This is a genomic window from Chitinophaga tropicalis (assembly GCF_009758205.1).
GTDB lineage: Bacteria > Bacteroidota > Bacteroidia > Chitinophagales > Chitinophagaceae > Chitinophaga > Chitinophaga tropicalis.
Genome location: NZ_WRXN01000007.1, coordinates 98,930 through 115,199, shown reverse-complemented (window position 1 = coordinate 115,199; position 16,270 = coordinate 98,930). Strand labels below are relative to the sequence as shown.

Annotated in this window: 11 protein-coding genes; 9 read left to right on the top strand and 2 right to left on the bottom strand. The window is 46.1% G+C overall.

Going from position 1 to position 16,270, the window contains the following annotated elements; all coding sequences use genetic code 11:
* The first annotated feature begins 1 nt into the window (after window position 1).
* Together GO493_RS17100 and GO493_RS17095 are read left to right on the top strand one after the other, a co-directional pair.
* A complete protein-coding gene (locus tag GO493_RS17100; protein WP_157307439.1) occupies window positions 2-481 on the top strand; it encodes a methylated-DNA--[protein]-cysteine S-methyltransferase in 480 nt (159 codons plus the stop codon).
* 68 nt (window positions 482-549) lie between these two features.
* A complete protein-coding gene (locus GO493_RS17095; RefSeq protein ID WP_157307438.1) occupies window positions 550-1,800 on the top strand; it encodes a Na+/H+ antiporter in 1,251 nt (416 codons plus the stop codon).
* Here GO493_RS17095 and pepE read toward each other — a convergent pair.
* Window positions 1,790-2,491: a dipeptidase PepE gene (gene pepE / locus GO493_RS17090; protein ID WP_157307437.1), complete on the bottom strand. Its 702-nt coding sequence runs from the start codon at window positions 2,489-2,491 to the stop codon at window positions 1,790-1,792. The two genes, GO493_RS17095 and pepE, sit on opposite strands and share 11 nt — an antisense overlap.
* Before the next feature lie 98 nt (window positions 2,492-2,589).
* Here pepE and GO493_RS17085 point away from each other — a divergent pair, with 98 nt between their 5' ends.
* From GO493_RS17085 to GO493_RS17055, 7 genes are all read left to right on the top strand, one after another.
* On the top strand, window positions 2,590-2,910 hold the full coding sequence (locus GO493_RS17085; RefSeq protein ID WP_157307436.1) for a hypothetical protein: 321 nt from the start codon (window positions 2,590-2,592) through the stop codon (window positions 2,908-2,910).
* 89 nt (window positions 2,911-2,999) lie between these two features.
* Window positions 3,000-3,704, top strand: coding sequence for an ABC transporter ATP-binding protein (locus GO493_RS17080; RefSeq protein WP_157307435.1), 705 nt, complete (start codon window positions 3,000-3,002; stop codon window positions 3,702-3,704).
* A gap of 11 nt (window positions 3,705-3,715) precedes the next feature.
* Complete coding sequence (locus GO493_RS17075; RefSeq protein ID WP_157307434.1) at window positions 3,716-5,971, top strand: TonB-dependent siderophore receptor; 2,256 nt, start codon at window positions 3,716-3,718, stop codon at window positions 5,969-5,971.
* Between the two features lie 12 nt (window positions 5,972-5,983).
* Entirely contained in the window at window positions 5,984-7,420 is a 1,437-nt protein-coding gene (locus GO493_RS17070) for an ABC transporter permease (RefSeq protein ID WP_157307433.1), read from the top strand.
* A gap of 11 nt (window positions 7,421-7,431) precedes the next feature.
* Window positions 7,432-8,769 (top strand): DUF3526 domain-containing protein, encoded by a 1,338-nt coding sequence (locus GO493_RS17065; protein WP_198315742.1) that lies wholly within the window; start codon window positions 7,432-7,434, stop codon window positions 8,767-8,769.
* Between the two features lie 260 nt (window positions 8,770-9,029).
* Complete coding sequence (locus GO493_RS17060; RefSeq protein WP_157307431.1) at window positions 9,030-11,396, top strand: ABC transporter permease; 2,367 nt, start codon at window positions 9,030-9,032, stop codon at window positions 11,394-11,396.
* A 29-nt stretch (window positions 11,397-11,425) separates the two neighbouring features.
* Complete coding sequence (locus tag GO493_RS17055) at window positions 11,426-13,786, top strand: GAF domain-containing protein (RefSeq protein WP_157307430.1); 2,361 nt, start codon at window positions 11,426-11,428, stop codon at window positions 13,784-13,786.
* 41 nt (window positions 13,787-13,827) lie between these two features.
* On the opposite strand, the gene GO493_RS17050 is transcribed toward GO493_RS17055, so the two are convergent.
* Window positions 13,828-16,206 carry an ABC transporter permease gene (locus GO493_RS17050; RefSeq protein WP_157307429.1) on the bottom strand — a complete coding sequence of 793 codons (2,379 nt, stop codon included), beginning with the start codon at window positions 16,204-16,206 and terminating at the stop codon, window positions 13,828-13,830.
* Window positions 16,207-16,270: the final 64 nt, after the last annotated feature.

Here is a 16,270-nt window from a genome sequence, read left to right as displayed (position 1 = left end):
AATGGAATACTTCTATAAAGATATCAGATCGCCGGTAGGCAAATTAAGACTTGTAGCCAGTAGCAACGGACTTGCAGCTGTACTATGGGAAAATGATAAACCGAACCGGACACGTGTGCGGATATATGTTGAGGATAATGCACATTCCATATTACTGGAGGCAGAACGTCAGCTGAACGAATATTTCGAAGGTAAGCGAACAACTTTTTCATTGGTTTTAACTCCGGATGGAACAGCATTTCAGAAAGAGGTCTGGAATGCACTTCGTTGCATACCTTATGGACAAACCAGGACCTATACAGATATTGCCCGGCAGCTTGATAATATAAAAGCAGTACGTGCAGTAGGTGCCGCAAACGGAAGGAACCCCATCTCTATTATAGTGCCTTGTCACCGCTTGCTGAGCTCTTCCGGTCATCTTACCGGTTTTGCCGGCGGGCTTGAAGCAAAAGCCTGGCTGTTGTCACACGAAAGGAAATAATGTACACTGTAATTTTAACAACAGGATAAATCATACATGATGTAAAATCTCTATCTTACAGCACTTTTATGGAGAATTACAGCATCATTATATTCGTTCTGACCCTCATGATAGGGCTTTCTGCCATGGCAGACAAGATGAAGTTATCATACCCTATCCTGCTTATTGCAGCAGGTATAGCCATTGGCTTTATTCCCCATATGCCCGTGGTAGAACTGAACCCGGACGTGATCTTCCTCATTTTCCTGCCACCGTTACTATATGACGCGGCCTTTAATATCTCTTTCAAAGATTTTAAAACACATGCCCAGACCATAGGCACTTTGGCCATAGGCCTGGTATTCCTTACCACAATAGCCATTGCTGTACTGGCCCATTACCTTATCCCGGGCATGACCTGGCCATTAGCTTTTGTGCTGGGCTCTATTCTTTCTGCAACAGATGCAGTAGCTGCTATCGGCATTACAAAAGGACTGGGATTATCTCACAAAACCACTACCATTCTGGAAGGGGAAAGCCTGGTGAACGACGCCTCCGCCCTCGTAGCATACCGTTTCGCCGTGGCAGCCGTTACCGGTGTTTCCTTTGTGTTGTGGAGAGCGTCTGTGCAATTCCTTGCTTTGATGCTGGGCGGCTTCCTGGTGGGAGCAGTGGCTGCCAAGCTGCTGTCCTTTATACTGAAAAGGGTACATAGCAATGCAATGGTAGCTATCAGCTTTATGCTCATCATGCCCTTCGTAACTTACCTGCTGGCAGAAGAATTACATGTTTCCGGGGTGATTGCTGTAGTAACACTGGGATTAGGTATCTCCCGCTTCAGCAAAATGGTTTTTCCCGAAGGCCTGAAAATACAGAACAGATCTATATGGGAGATCATCATTTTCTTACTCAATGGACTGATCTTTATTATTATCGGACTGGCATTCCCGTTTGTATTGAGAGATATGGATAAGACCCAGGTACTTCCTTATTTGGGATATGCTGCAATGATCACTGTTGCTACCCTGCTCCTGCGTATGGTAAGGGTGTTCCTGCAAAGAGTCAATTTACAGCGGGCCTTCCTTAGCAGGAAAAGAAAAGTAGCGAGAGAAGCCCTGCTGGATTTCCAGACCAGCGTCATCATCAGCTGGTCGGGCATGAGAGGTATCGTATCCCTCGCCATTGCTATTGGTTTGCCTGTAACACTGACTGATGGTACTCCTTTCCCTCAACGTACCACCATCATATTTATTTCTATTGCAGTAGTAGTATTTACATTACTGGGCCAGGGCCTTACCCTGCCCTGGATAGTAAAGCAAATGGGAAGGCTCAAAAAGTAAGAGGCTGCCCTGCAGCAACTTCATACGCTTCCTTCCCTCTCCGGAATATCCGCGCAGGTACACTGCCTTCAAGCGTAACAGCATCTCCCTTTACCCTGATCCAGCTGCCTTCCCGTAAGCCTACTACCGGGATATCCTGCTGTACAAGAAATTCCCTGATCCTTGTTTCTCTCGTCTCACCCATATGAGGTAATTCAGGAATAGGATCAAGATAATGAGGATTCAGGTTGAACGGCACTAGTCCCATTGTTTTAAAGCTGGATGGATACACAATAGGCATATCATTAGTGGTCTGCATATTTATACCACCTATATTACTCCCGGCGCTGGTACCCAGGTAAGGTTTACCTCTTTCTACTTCTTCACGCAGAACATCCATCAGCTGCAGGTCATGCAGCTCCTTCACCAGCAGGAATGTATTGCCGCCTCCTGTAAAGAAAGCCTTGCCCTCCATGATAGCCTTCACAGGTGCTTCAAATGTATGGAGACCTTTTACTTTAATACCGGCAGCTGCAAATGCCTCAGATACCCTGGCCGTATAATCATCCATAGAAATACCACCAGGACGCGCATACGGAATGAATATCACTTCATCTACGCCGGAGAAAAGCTCTTTTATGACCGGCAACAGGTAAGACAGGTAAGATTCACCGTACAATGTGGACGTACTTGCAAGCACTACATTCTTCATTATAAGAAGTTATTTAGGCTGCAAGAAAAAGATTAAAGATTAATTTCTGATCAACGGAATGGAATATTATATTTGCAACATAATTGCATTATTGCTGATTGAGTGCTCTGGTCAAATATCGCCGTTTTACTGCTCTCTGCCTGTTCCTGCTGTATGTATTCATTGCCGCGCCGGTTCAGTTATGGCACCACCATGCCGGTAGCCAGCAGGGGAATGACAAGTATAAACAATGCACCGTCTCTGTTGAGAAATGCAAGATCTGCAACCATCACTACAGTGTTTACTATCTGCATCATATCGCAGCAGGGGCCGGAGCTACATTAGTTTTCCGTCAACTGTTGCAACTCCCCGTACCACAGCCCTGCAGGACTGTCTTATCTCACCTGCCCAATAAAGGGCCGCCATTTTCCATCTCATAATCACTTCTCTTTATTGTATAACCGTTCCAGGTCAACATACAGCTGACCCGGAACCATATGCTATTTCATACCCATAAAAATCAACTACTATGAACAGTACCCTCGAAGCTGTGCACCTCACCAAGAGGTATAATGGTCATACGGCACTGAATGATCTCAACCTGTCCCTGAAAGGAGGTGATATCTTTTGCCTGCTCGGACAGAACGGCGCAGGCAAAACAACTACCATCAACCTCTTCCTGGGCTTCATCGCCGCAACAGAAGGCAAAGCCCTGATAAACGGGATCGAAGTAAAACCCGGCAGCACCAATACCCGGGAGTTTATCGCCTACATACCGGAAGTAGTACAGCTATACGGTAACCTCAACGGCCTGGAGAATCTCGACTTCTTCAGTCGGCTGGCAGGTTTTAAATATTCATCTGCCGAACTGGAACATTTTCTCAGCACTTCAGGGCTTCAAAAAGAAGCGCACAAAAGAAAACTCTCCACCTATTCCAAAGGCATGCGCCAGAAAGTAGGCATTGCTATAGCACTGGCTAAAAAGGCAGGCGTGATATTGATGGACGAGCCTACCAGCGGACTGGACCCCCGCGCTTCCGCAGAATTTACCGCTATCTGTAAACAACTGGCGGCAGAAGGAAAGATCATCTTTATGGCTACGCACGATATTTTCAACGCCGTGGAAGTAGGCGCTGTAATAGGCATTATGAAACAGGGATCGCTGGTACACACCGTAAGCACAGGGAACATTACCGCCAACGAATTACAACAGCTCTATCTGGAAACGATCTGATAAAACATCACATGCGAACTATCTATATCACTTTACTTTTTTTCTCGCTAAAAATACATGCACAGGATACTGCAAGGAAAAGCCTTACTGATTCTGTAACACAGCTGCAATCCATCGAAGTAACGGGACGCACCAACCGCTCCTACGAAAGCAATTATTCCTTTGCCGCCACTAAAACGGCAGAGCTGAACAGGAATATCCCCCAGGCAATTTCCGTAGTTACGAAAGAGCTGATGGCAGACAGACAGGTATTCCAGCTGGGAGACGCCCTTAAAACAGTAAGTAGCGTAACGCCTGCCAGCTATTACAACCAGTTCACCATACGGGGCATCAGTCAGAATGAAGAGGGTACCATCATCAACGGCATGCGCACAAGGCAATACTACTTTGCACAACCGCTCATGAGTAACATAGAACGTGTTGAAGTGATCAAAGGCCCCGCCAGCGCTACCTTTTCCAGCGTAGATCCCGGTGGCAGCATTAATCTTGTTACAAAGAAACCACTTGCAACCGACCGCAAAGAGATCAGCATAGCGGCCGGCAGCTTCAGCACTATCAGGGGGGCGCTGGATTTCACCGGACCGCTGAACACATCCAAGACACTATTGTACCGCATCAACGGCGCATACCAGGATGCAATGAGCTTCAGGGACCTGCAGTTCCAGAAAGCATTGCTTATCTCTCCCTCTTTTTCCTATGTGCCCAATAATAAAACTACCATCAACGTAGAACTGATCTTCAGCAATATCAGTACAAGACTGGACAGGGGACAGGCCATTTTCGGCGCAGTGGCAGGAAAGACAAACCTGAACAGCACGCCCGCCAATTTCAACATAGGCGCTTCTAACGATCACTTCAAATCAAGGGAAATGATTATTATGGGAAACCTTTCGCATAAGCTATCATCCCACATTACCTTCAATACGGCATACATGAAGCAAACCTGGACGGAAGACCTGCAGGAACACCGTACCACCAACGCATTTGCAGTAGATATTAACAACCAGCCCATTCCCACCCTGGCAGCCATGCAGGTGGTAATAAGAGACCAGTTCTGGAGTACAGATAACCTGAGCAGCTATTTCAATATACAGGCGCATACCGGGCCGGTAGAACATAAACTGCTGATAGGGTATGATCATATTAGTACACATAAATATAAAGGTGGCGGACAAAACACCGCCCGCGGATACCTGCTCAGCAACGGCGGCACCGCTTCTTCCTATAACCCTGCTAACCAGCAGGCATACCAGGTCATCACAGTGAACGGAGTACAGATGCCCAAACCCAATGTAGAGCATTTCGATCTTGCCAACCCGGTATACACCTTGAAAGACCTGAAAGACTACACCTTCACCAAAACAGCACTGCCTGCGGGCTTATACCAGGTACACGCCGTATATGCACAGGAACAGGCTAAGTGGAAACAGTTCACCTTGTTGATGAGCCTGCGCCAGGAATGGTATGAAGACATCACCAACTATAAGTCTGCAGGCGCAGTAACGGTCTCTTCATCCAAATTACTACCCCGCCTGGGATTGGTCTATGCAATAGACTCCCGTATTAACATATACGCTACTTACCTGAAAGGGTATCAGCCTCAGTCCAATACCGCCGGGCTCATGCCCCTGCCTGCACCTGCAGGCAGCAACTATCCTCCACTGAAAAGCGATCTGAAAGAACTGGGCATAAAATCCCAATGGCTGCATGACAGGCTGCAGGTAAGCGTTGCCACTTACGAGATCAACCAGGAAAACATCCTCATGAATGCCAACGATCCCAACGATCCTGACCTCCTCGTAGCCAGAGGGGCAGAAAGAAGCCGGGGCGCTGAACTGGACATTGCAGGTTTTATCACAGACAACTGGCAGATAACGGCATCCTACAGCTACATAGATGCCCGCATTACGAACGATAACAACAAATCACTGATCGGCGCCAGGAAACAGAATACGCCTATACACAGCGGTAGTATCTGGAGCCGTTATAATTTCCCCCGTTCCTCCCTGCTGAAAGATATAGGCGTGGGATTAGGCGTTCAATACAGTGGCGATAAAATACCCTGGCTGGCACGTAGTTTCAAAGTACCTGCTTATGCCCTGCTGGATGCAGCTGTTTATTATACTCCTGCAAAAAGCAGCGTACAGATAGCGCTGAATGTTAACAACCTTACTGACCAAACCTACTGGATAGGAGCGCAGAACTACCTGCGCCTCTTCCCCGGCGCACCGCGCAACATGATGCTCAGCGCCACTTACAGGTTCTAAAAAAGAGTATAAATGAGGCCTCGCATAATTAAAATAATTGCATTCCAGCAATGGAAGATCTCCTTCAGAAATAAAGCAGTACCCGTACTAACGCTGGTAATAGGATTAATGCTGATCATGGCGGCTTTTTCAGGCTGGAAAATATATAAAGACCAGACTACCATCCGCACAAAATACAGTCAGCAGGTAAGAGAACAATGGCTCAATAACCCGGACAAACACCCACACCGTATGGCGCATTACGGCTACCTGGTATTCCGCTCTAAACATCCGCTCAGCTTCTTCGATTTTGGAATGGAAAGCTTTACCGGTACTTCCGTTTTCCTGGAAGCTCACCGGCAGAACAGCGTCAACTTTTCTGAAGCGGGCTTCTCAACAGGCATACTTCGCTTCGGAGAACTGCATATCGCTATGATCCTACAGCTGCTGCTGCCATTGCTCATCTTTTTCCTGGGCTTTAACGCAATATCTGCAGAGAGGGAAGGCAATACATTGAAAGTACTGCTATGCCAGGGCATCAGCTGGCCTGAATTACTGATGGGAAAAACATTAGGCATTACCGCCGTAACGCTGGTGCTGTACCTGCCGGTAATACTGGCCACTATACTGTTATGGTTACTGCTGAGCGGTTTCAACATCTCTGCAGATGATGCTATCAGGCTAATACTGCTGCTCATCACTTACCTGTTGTATTTCATGATCTGCGCACTGGCAGCGGTAATGGTATCTGCTCTGAGCAGGACCTCAAAAGCATCGCTCATTGCACTTACCGGCATCTGGATCACACTGATGATAGTGTTACCAAGGGCAGTACAGGCACTGGGCGCACATCAGTATCCCACCCCTTCGAGACTGGCATTCGAAACAGCTGTGGAAGAAGACCTGGTAAAGGCGGGCGACAGCCACAATCCCAATGACCCGCATTACGCCGCCATTAAAGATTCCCTGCTAAGAACATATAAGGTTGACAGCGTACAGCAATTACCCTTCAACTATGGCGGCTTCATTATGGCGGAAGGAGAGAGGATCAGTGCAGATATTTATAAAAAACACCAGTACGATCTTATCAGAACATACGAAAGCCAGAACAACTTCGCCCGCTACGCTGCATTTGCAGACCCTTATATTGCCGTAAAGAATTTCTCTATGGCACTGGCAGGTACCGGCTTTGCCTCCTATACTGATTTCCAGGACCAGGTAGAAGACTTCCGTTACAAGCTGGCGCAACGCATGAACCGCTTGCAGATGGACCTTATCAGCAACGATAAACACGGTAGTCAGCATATCAGTCATGAACACTGGGCAGAGATGCCTGACTTCCGTTATACGTTCAGGAAAACAGGCGCCATATTCAGGCATGAAGCGCTTTCTATAGCGGCAATGCTTTGCTGGACTGCCGTGCTTTTGATCTTACTATTTACTATCACTAAAAAATTCAGGGCGTTGTAATGTATACACAGATGTTCAGAAATTTTATCCGCTCAGGCGCAGCTATCATTGCTGTGCTCTTTATATTGACAGCGGGTTTTGCCAGCCTTGTTATTGGTAAGCGCTACCTGGCAAAACAACAGGAAGTAATAGCGCAGACAGCAGTGCATCAGCAACAGCATATCAGCAAGCATGTAGAATACTTCAATAAGGAAACAGGATTACTGCTCTATTACCTGAAGTTCTCCCTGGTCAACGCGCCCCGGCCTTTATCCGGTTTATCCATAGGTCAGCGGGACGTAAACCCTTCCGTGCGCAGTGTGAATATCCGCAACCTGGAGAACCAGCAATATGATACAGACCTCAGCAATCCTTCCAACCTCCTGCTGGGAAACCTTGATCTTGGCTTTGTCATGATCTATCTTTTCCCGTTGATCATTATCATTTTTACCTACAATATTTTCTCAGAAGAGACGGAAGGAGGTACCTGGAACATGATACGCATACAGGCTGTGTCACCATTAAAACTGCTATGGCATAAACTGCTGCACAGGGCAGTAGTAGTGTATTCTTTGGCGGTAGTACTGTTGCTCTCCGCAATAATAATATTGCAGGTGCCGCTTAATATAACCCTGCTGGCAGTTGTATGCCTGCTGGTCCTGTATCTCCTGTTCTGGTTCAGCCTCAGCTACTGGATAGTATCCTGGAGAAAAAGCTCTGGCTTTAATGCCATTTGCATGCTGGCAGCCTGGATCCTGCTTACTATACTGACGCCTACCTTTGTAAACAGTTATATCAGTAATGCTTATCCTGTGCCCGAAGCATTGCAGACAGTAATAAAGCAACGGCAGGGATACCATGAAAAGTGGGATATGGATAAGTCAGTGACGATGGAAAAGTTTTATGCACATTATCCTCAGTTCAGGAAGTACCAGTTAAAAGGAGAAGAGTTTAAATGGCTCTGGTACTATGCCATGCAGCAGATAGGAGATGATGATGCCGCGCAGTACTCAAAAGCGCTGGAAGAAAAACTCAGGAAGAGAGAAGAGATCAGCGCCCGCATAGGGATGGCTTTGCCTGTACTGCACACACAGTTGTCCCTGAATGACCTTGCCGGTTCCGGAATGAAAGACCACCTGCTTTTCCAGGACAGTGTCCGGCATTTTCATGAAAAGATGAGATTGCGCTTTTACCCGGAAATATTTGAAGAACGGCCGGTAAGCAGTATTGACTGGAGCAGCTTCACGGTAGAATATTTTACAGCGCCTGCAGGCATCCGCTGGGTAACGCTGTTGCTACCGCTGATAGTGATCTGCACATTACTGTCAGGCCTTGCAGGATACAACCTCTACAGGTTCAGACAGGAATAAAAATCTAGCCTGGCGCAGCGCAAAAAAAATCTCTCAAAAACTGTTTTTTGCCGAAGGCAAAAAACAGTTTTTGAGCAATTCCCCCAACCAGGTATCGCATAAAATATCAAACTAACGCACTACTTTCCTTGTACCATTACCGCCCATCTGCATACCAAAACCGGACATATTATAAAAAATCTCCTTTACAAGTGTCTGGAAAATAACTAATTTATCAATTGGCATTTTCTCTGTAAATGTATCATCCAAATATTGCCGCTATGATAAAGAACTATCTCAGAATCGCGTGGAGGAACCTTATCCGTAACAAAGCCTTTACTATCATCAATGTAGCAGGAATGGCGCTGGGCATAGCATGCAGCCTCCTGATCATACTATGGGTGCAGGACGAGCGGGATATGGACAGCTTTCATAAGAACGGGAAACAGCTTTACCAGGTCTATGAGCGGCTCTATAACAACGGTAAGGTGGACGGCAGCTACATCACTCAGGGGCTGCTGGCAGAAGAACTGAAGAAGGCAATCCCGGAAGTGCAATATGCCACAGGACTGGAAAGGAACTACCATTATACATTACAGGCAGGAGAGAAGATACAGAAGCTGGAAGGCTCTTTTGCATCGGCCGATTTTTTCAGCATGTTCAGCTACCCGCTGATAGAAGGCACGTCCAAATCCTCACTGACAGCGCCGGAACACATCGCTATTTCCCACCGGGTAGCAACCCTGTTGTTTGGCAGCCCTGAAAAAGCAATGGGTAAGACTGTCCGTTTTGAGAACAGTGAAGACCTGACAGTAAATGCAGTTTTTGAAGATATGCCGGCCAATTCTTCAAAACAACTGGATTTCCTGAGAAGCTGGCAGGCATATGTGAAAGAAAACCCCTGGGTAACAAACTGGAACAGCGCCAGCCCGGCCAGCTATGTACAGCTCCGGCCGGATGCCGATCCTGCAAAGGTAGAAGCCAAGATCAAAGATTTTATCTACAGGTATCTTTCAAAAGATAAGAACTCTTACATAGAGTTAGGCTTACAGCCATACACCACAACCTATCTTCAGTCAACATTTAAGAACGGACAGATAGATGGCGGCCGTATTGAATACGTACGGCTCTTTACATTGATAGCTGCTTTCATATTACTCATAGCCTGTATCAATTTTATGAACCTGGCCACCGCCCGCTCTACCAAAAGAGCAAAAGAGGTGGGCATCAGGAAAGTAGTAGGGGCCTACCGTACCTCACTCATCGGTCAGTTTATCGGAGAAGCACTGATACTGACACTATTCTCTGTGATTATCGGTATTCTCCTGGTAACGGCAGTATTACCTGTTTTCAATGAACTGACCGGTAAACAATTATCGCTCTCCATTGGTTCAACCCGTTTCTGGATGGCATTGCCCGTTTTACTCATCGTAACAGGCCTGGTAGCAGGAAGTTATCCGGCCTTCTTCCTTTCTTCCCTCAACCCTGTCAGTGTACTGAAAGGCAACCTGAAATCCGGATGGGGCACTACTTTTTTCAGAAAAGGACTGGTAGTATTCCAGTTTGTTCTTTCCGTGATACTGATAGTAGGCATGATCGTTATCTACCGTCAGATGGACTACGTACAATCCAAAAACCTCGGATATGACAGGGAAAACCTGGTCTATATACCTATTGAAGGAGATATGATCAGGCAATATGATCTCTTCAAAGCACAGTCTGCCACAATACCGGGAGTAATGGCCATTTCAAGGATGAAACAATCTCCTACCGACTTTGACCATACCGTAGGGGATATACGCTGGATAGGCAAAGCGCCTGAAGAAGAAGTGCCCTTTGCTGATATGAAGGTAGGATATGATTTTGCCAAAACCCTTAAGCTGGAATTCCTCGATGGCCACGACTTTACGCCGGAATTTGGTACAGACTCTGTTGGTTACCTGATAAATGAGACCGCACTGAAGAAAATAGGATATAAAGACCCCATCGGGCAGCCCATCTGGTGGGGAAGCGCCAGGGGCTCCATCATCGGCGTATTGAAAGACTTTCATTTCCATTCCATGCATCAGGCCATAGAACCCCTGATCGTTCGTATGGATTCCAGCCCCAAATGGGGAACCATACTGGTACGCATCAAAGCCGGAAAAACGGCTGAAACACTGGCCGGAATGGAAAAGATCTTCAAAACTTTAAATCCCGCTTTCCCTTTCTCTTACCAGTTTGCCGACCAGGAATACGCAAAACTCTATAAAAGTGAACAGATAATCAGCCGCTTGTCCGGCTATTTTGCCTGCCTCGCTACACTTATTTCCTGCCTCGGACTATTTGGCCTGGCTACATTCTCTGCTGAACAACGCATCAGGGAAATGGGCATACGTAAAGTGATGGGAGCCTCTGTACTGAATATAGTAGCCCTGTTCTCTTCCAGCTTCCTGAAACTGGTGCTGATCGCTTTCCTGCTGGCCATGCCGGTTTCCTGGTATATCATGAATAGTTGGTTGCAGGGCTTTGCCTACGCTATAACCATAGAGTGGTGGATCTTTGCCATTGCAGGCCTCGTCACTGTAAGTATCGCATTGCTGACAGTTGGCTACCAGAGCATCAGGGCAGGAATGATGGACCCCGTTAAAAGTCTGAATGTGGAATAGATGTATATTTGTGTATTGTACATCTTTTTATGGAAAAGAGCATTCTGGACATCCCCGGCGACAAATCATTTCTCTCTGATATTGATGTCGCCATTTCATTCAAGGCCTTCATTGACCATCTCAGAAAAAGGGTGGAAGAGGAAGATAGCAGCAGGGCTTTCATTTATCGTAATGCATTAGCGCTGTTTGAGAAGTATAATGTATATGACCAGGATATTCCGCTTGACAAAATACCTGAATACTATGAACTGCTGGAACAGTGCTTCGTTTGCCTGGGCCCTGCCCTGGTGCCTGAAAAAGAGCTGGCCTGGGGAGTAGGCTTTCCTCTGCGTACTGCCGTACTGTATGGTACAAAATTGCTGTATGATATGCTGCGGAATAAGAAAGGAGATAAAGAGGCTTATACGGATATCCGGAAGGAAGAAGACTATTTTAATGAACGCCTGCGCTTTATGTATTCCTTCGTTCTTAACAGGTTATATAAGTTCCGTATATCAGCAGTGGCAGAACAGGATTATGCAGGTATCAATACAGAAACAGGCTTGCTTGAGTATTTCAAGGTACATGTAAATACGGATTTTATTGAAGTCACTGCAAAAGGAGAACTACCCGAGCTGGATGTACGTAAACTGCTTGGACAGATAAAAGATGAAGTAGGGCCTGAAATAATGGAGGGCATACTACCACTGTCACTCTTTAAGTTCCGTGGCATCGTTATACTGACCGTATCTGACATAACTGCTGAGAAGGCTGTCGAAAATATAGAAAACATCCGCCTGGCACGTACAGCTTCCAACGATGAGGCCAGCTACCTGAATGTGATCCAGTCCCTCAAATCCCTCGTAGGAAGCAATAAGATAGAGTTTGATCTCTTCCCTTTTGTAAAAGTGAATGATGAGCCGGTATACGGTTATACAAAAGGAGGCTCTGGTATATTGTTCCAGGTATGGGGAGAACCGCGCCTTTCACCTGAGCTTTTCCGTAAATATGCTAAAGGCTATTTCGCAAAACCTATCGCTTTCTACTCCCCCGATATATCCCGGGAAACTGATCCTAAATATGCCTTCCTGGAACATTTTAAACAGCTGGGCGTCCGGTCGCTGGCTTTATTGCCTGTTTTCTACGACCATAAACCGGTAGGCGTACTGGGTATGCATACACAGGGCGATGATACCTTTGATGAATATACATTGTCTGTACTGGAACCTGCAATGCCTGCTATAGGCCGCCTGCTGCAGATTTACATTGATGAGTTCAACATGGAGATAGAGAATGTCATCAAGGAAAAATTCACTTCTATCCAGCCTTCCGTGCAATGGAAATTCAACGAAGTTGCCTGGAATTATCTGCATAACAAAAAGAAAGGATTAGAAGCAAAAACAGAAGCCATCAGGTTTTCTGATGTATTCCCGCTCTATGGCGCTGTAGATATCAGGAACTCCACCGTTGAAAGAAATAAGGCCATCACCGAAGATCTTAACAACCACCTGACCCTACTGGCAGGTACGCTGCAAGCCCTGCAGAAAGAACATGACTCTGCACTGCTGGAAGAGATGATCTATAAATGTGATAAGTGGAAGGAAATGCTGGCACAGGGGCAACTCAACGCTAACGATGAAAGCCGGTTAGGGCTTTTCTTCCAGGAAGAGACTCTCCCTTATCTTACTCACCTCGCAAATGAACAGGCAGGTAATGGACTGGTGTCTAACTATCTGTCAGCCTTCAGGGATTTCAGCAGTAACGAACATGGTAACAGGTATGAATTGGAAGTCTCCATGCAGATGGTGAACGGTGTTGTTAACAACTATTTCGAAACAGAGAAAGAACAGCTGCAAAAGCTTTACCCATGCTATTTTGAGAAGTTCCGCACCGACGGCGTGGAGTACGATATTTACATAGGGCAGTCCATAGCACCCGGTAAACCTTTCAGTCACTTTCACCTGAAAAACCTCCGTTTATGGCAGCTGTCTTCTATGGCAGCCATTGCACGGCTAACATACTCCTTACTGTCATCCATGTCCAAACCACTGCGTACTACACAGCTGATCTTTGTACATAATCATGCTATTGACGTCAGCTTCCGCACAGATGAAAGAAAATTTGATGTGGAAGGCGCATATAACATCCGTTACCAGATGATCAAAAAACGGATCGATAAAGTGCATATAAGAGGTACTGAAGAAAGACTTACCCAGCAGGACAAAATAGTACTGATCTATTTCGATGAAAGGGATGTAGAGGATTATCTGCCCTTTATCCAGTATCTGCAGGAAAAAGGCACCCTCCGCAACGACCTGGAATATCTCTTCCTGGAAGATCTGCAGGGATTGAGCGGATTAAAGGCACTAAGGGTCGGTGTAATGCTGGACGGACAGCCACATGATGCCTGATCTGTTAACAGCCGGCCGGTTTACGGCCGGCTATTAATTAGTTAATCCATTCTTAGACTTTTAACAGGATTGATCATTGCAGCTTTGACAGCCTGGTAACTTACTGAGACCAACGCTATCAGTAAGGCAATAACTCCTGCCACCAGGAACATCCACCAGCTGATAGCGGTCCGGTAGGCAAAATCTTGCAGCCACCGGTGCATAGCATACCAGGCCAACGGAGAAGCAACCACTACAGCTATTCCCACCAGCTTCATAAAATCTTTAGATATCAGCAGGGTAATACCTGCCACAGATGCCCCCAGTATTTTCCTGATACCTATTTCTTTTGTACGTTGCTGTGCAATGAATACCGCCAGACCAAACAGCCCCAGGCATGATACCACGATGGTAACAATGGAAAATATATTCAGCACATCTGTTGTTCTTTGCTCCGACCTGTACAGGGCATTGTACTCCTGGTCAAGGAAATGATATTCAAAAGGCTGATCAGGATAGACCTCCTTCCACTTCTTTTCAATACCTGCTATTGCAGGCCTGGCATCGGCAACAGATGTTTTTATAAAGATCTTGCCTAAATAATCATATTCAGGGAAAACTACTATCGGCGCAATAGTATGGTGTAATGAAACGAAGTTGAAATCTTTAAGCACAGCTTTTATTGTCCCCTTTCTGCCATTCAGATTTACACGTTTGCCTACAGCCTGCGCAGGGTTCCAGCCCATGGCTTTCGCAGCTGTTTCATTCAGCATAAAGGTATAGTGGCGTTCTTCTCCTTTCAGAAGTACCTGCTGTACATCGCTTTCAGTAAAGTTGCCGCCTTCCGCAATATTTACCCCCATTACTGAAACAAAATCCTTTTCTATGGGGATAGCAGTGACAGAGAGCGAGAAATCAGCCGGTTTGTCTTCAGCCCCCAGGGAATATCCTCCCTGTACATTCACCGGAGAGTCGTACGAGGCCGTCACTCCCGTCACTCCAGGCTGCTGCAGCAGTTCGCTTTTTAAGTAAGCTAACCTGTCGTATTCCATACCTCCTTTATCCAGTACTATCAGTTGTGAACGTTGCAAACCGGTATCTTTCGTTTTTATGAAATGAAGCTGACGTTTTGCAATGATAGTAGCAATGATGAAAGCAATGGAAACAGTAAACTGAAATACTACCAGCACTTTTCTCAGGGTAATATTCCCGCTGCGTTTGTACAGAGAGCTTACAGGCCTGGTGGCTGCCAGTACTACCGCCGGCCATGCACCTGCTACAAAAGTGATCACCAGCAACAGGCCCGCCAGGATAACTGAAAGCCACCAGCCGTTCCATGACCGCAGGCTTAGTTCCATGCCTGTAAAATAATTGAAATAAGGCAGCAAGACGCCTGAAAGCAATATACCTGCAATCATAGCCAAAAAAGTAACCAGGGCCGATTCTATCATGAATTGCCAGAACAATTGTCTGCGCACAGCGCCCAATGCTTTCCTGACACCAATTTCCTGCGTCCTTTCAAGAGATTTGGCTGTCATCAGGTTGGTAAAATTAATGCAGGCTATCAATAGTAATAAAATGGCAACACTCCCAAGAATATAGATGTATTTTATATTCCCCCCGGATGCTGCCTGAGAATACAAATGTACCTTTGTAAGCGGTTCCAGCTCAAACCACACTTTATTACCGGTGCCTATCACCTCCTTAAATCTCTCTGCAACATAACTATTGATCTTATCCTGCACAATACTGCGGTCTGCACCGGGTTTCAGCAGGAAATAAGAAAGATCGTTGGCAGAATGCCATATCTCTTCTTTTGAACGTTCAAGAGAAGAATAAGAACCCAGCAGGTCAAATTTCAACTGTGAATAAGGGGGAACATCTTCTATCACTCCCGTTACCTGCCATGCCTTATTGTTAAGGGTAAGTGTTTTACCCAGAGGAGCCTCTTCTCCAAAATATTTTTTAGCTGTACTGGAAGTAATGACAACGGAATTAGGATCATTCAGCGCAATAGCACTGTTGCCGGAAAGAAATCTGAACGTAAAAATGTTGAAGAATGACCTGTCTGCCAGAAGTACCTTTTTCTCATTGAAAGATCTATCCCCATGCTTTACCAGTACATTCTTGTAAGATAAATTATACACACGTACGCCATCTTCCACTTCTACCAGTTCCCGTTTAAAGGTAGGCACAAGGGCCGTAGGGGTTTCGGAAGCATTGACCGCCTCAGGATCGTTGGCAGATTTGTAGTGGAAAGTACTGAATACTATCCTGCCAGCCTTTTCATGAAAACGGTCATATCTGAGTTCATTCAGGATATAGGTGGCTAGCAACAGAAAGCAGGCAATACCCGTGGTTAGGCCGGCTAGACTGATGAATGTAGTCATTTTGTTACGCCATAGTATCCTTCCGGCCGACTTTAAATAATTGCTAAGCATACAGTTACAGGGTTATGTAAACATATGCCTTTTCAAGAGGAATGCCTGTTTTTTAACCGTTTGA

Bases quoted from the DNA above. Each gene is read 5' to 3' on its own strand.
- GO493_RS17100 (WP_157307439.1), top strand. From the start codon at position 2: ATGGAATACTTCTATAAAGATATCAGATCGCCGGTAGGCAAATTAAGA.
- GO493_RS17095 (WP_157307438.1), top strand. From the start codon at position 550: ATGGAGAATTACAGCATCATTATATTCGTTCTGACCCTCATGATAGGG.
- pepE (WP_157307437.1), bottom strand. From the start codon at position 2,491: ATGAAGAATGTAGTGCTTGCAAGTACGTCCACATTGTACGGTGAATCT.
- GO493_RS17080 (WP_157307435.1), top strand. From the start codon at position 3,000: ATGAACAGTACCCTCGAAGCTGTGCACCTCACCAAGAGGTATAATGGT.
- GO493_RS17075 (WP_157307434.1), top strand. From the start codon at position 3,716: ATGCGAACTATCTATATCACTTTACTTTTTTTCTCGCTAAAAATACAT.
- GO493_RS17070 (WP_157307433.1), top strand. From the start codon at position 5,984: ATGAGGCCTCGCATAATTAAAATAATTGCATTCCAGCAATGGAAGATC.
- GO493_RS17065 (WP_198315742.1), top strand. From the start codon at position 7,432: ATGTTCAGAAATTTTATCCGCTCAGGCGCAGCTATCATTGCTGTGCTC.
- GO493_RS17060 (WP_157307431.1), top strand. From the start codon at position 9,030: ATGATAAAGAACTATCTCAGAATCGCGTGGAGGAACCTTATCCGTAAC.
- GO493_RS17055 (WP_157307430.1), top strand. From the start codon at position 11,426: ATGGAAAAGAGCATTCTGGACATCCCCGGCGACAAATCATTTCTCTCT.
- GO493_RS17050 (WP_157307429.1), bottom strand. From the start codon at position 16,206: ATGCTTAGCAATTATTTAAAGTCGGCCGGAAGGATACTATGGCGTAAC.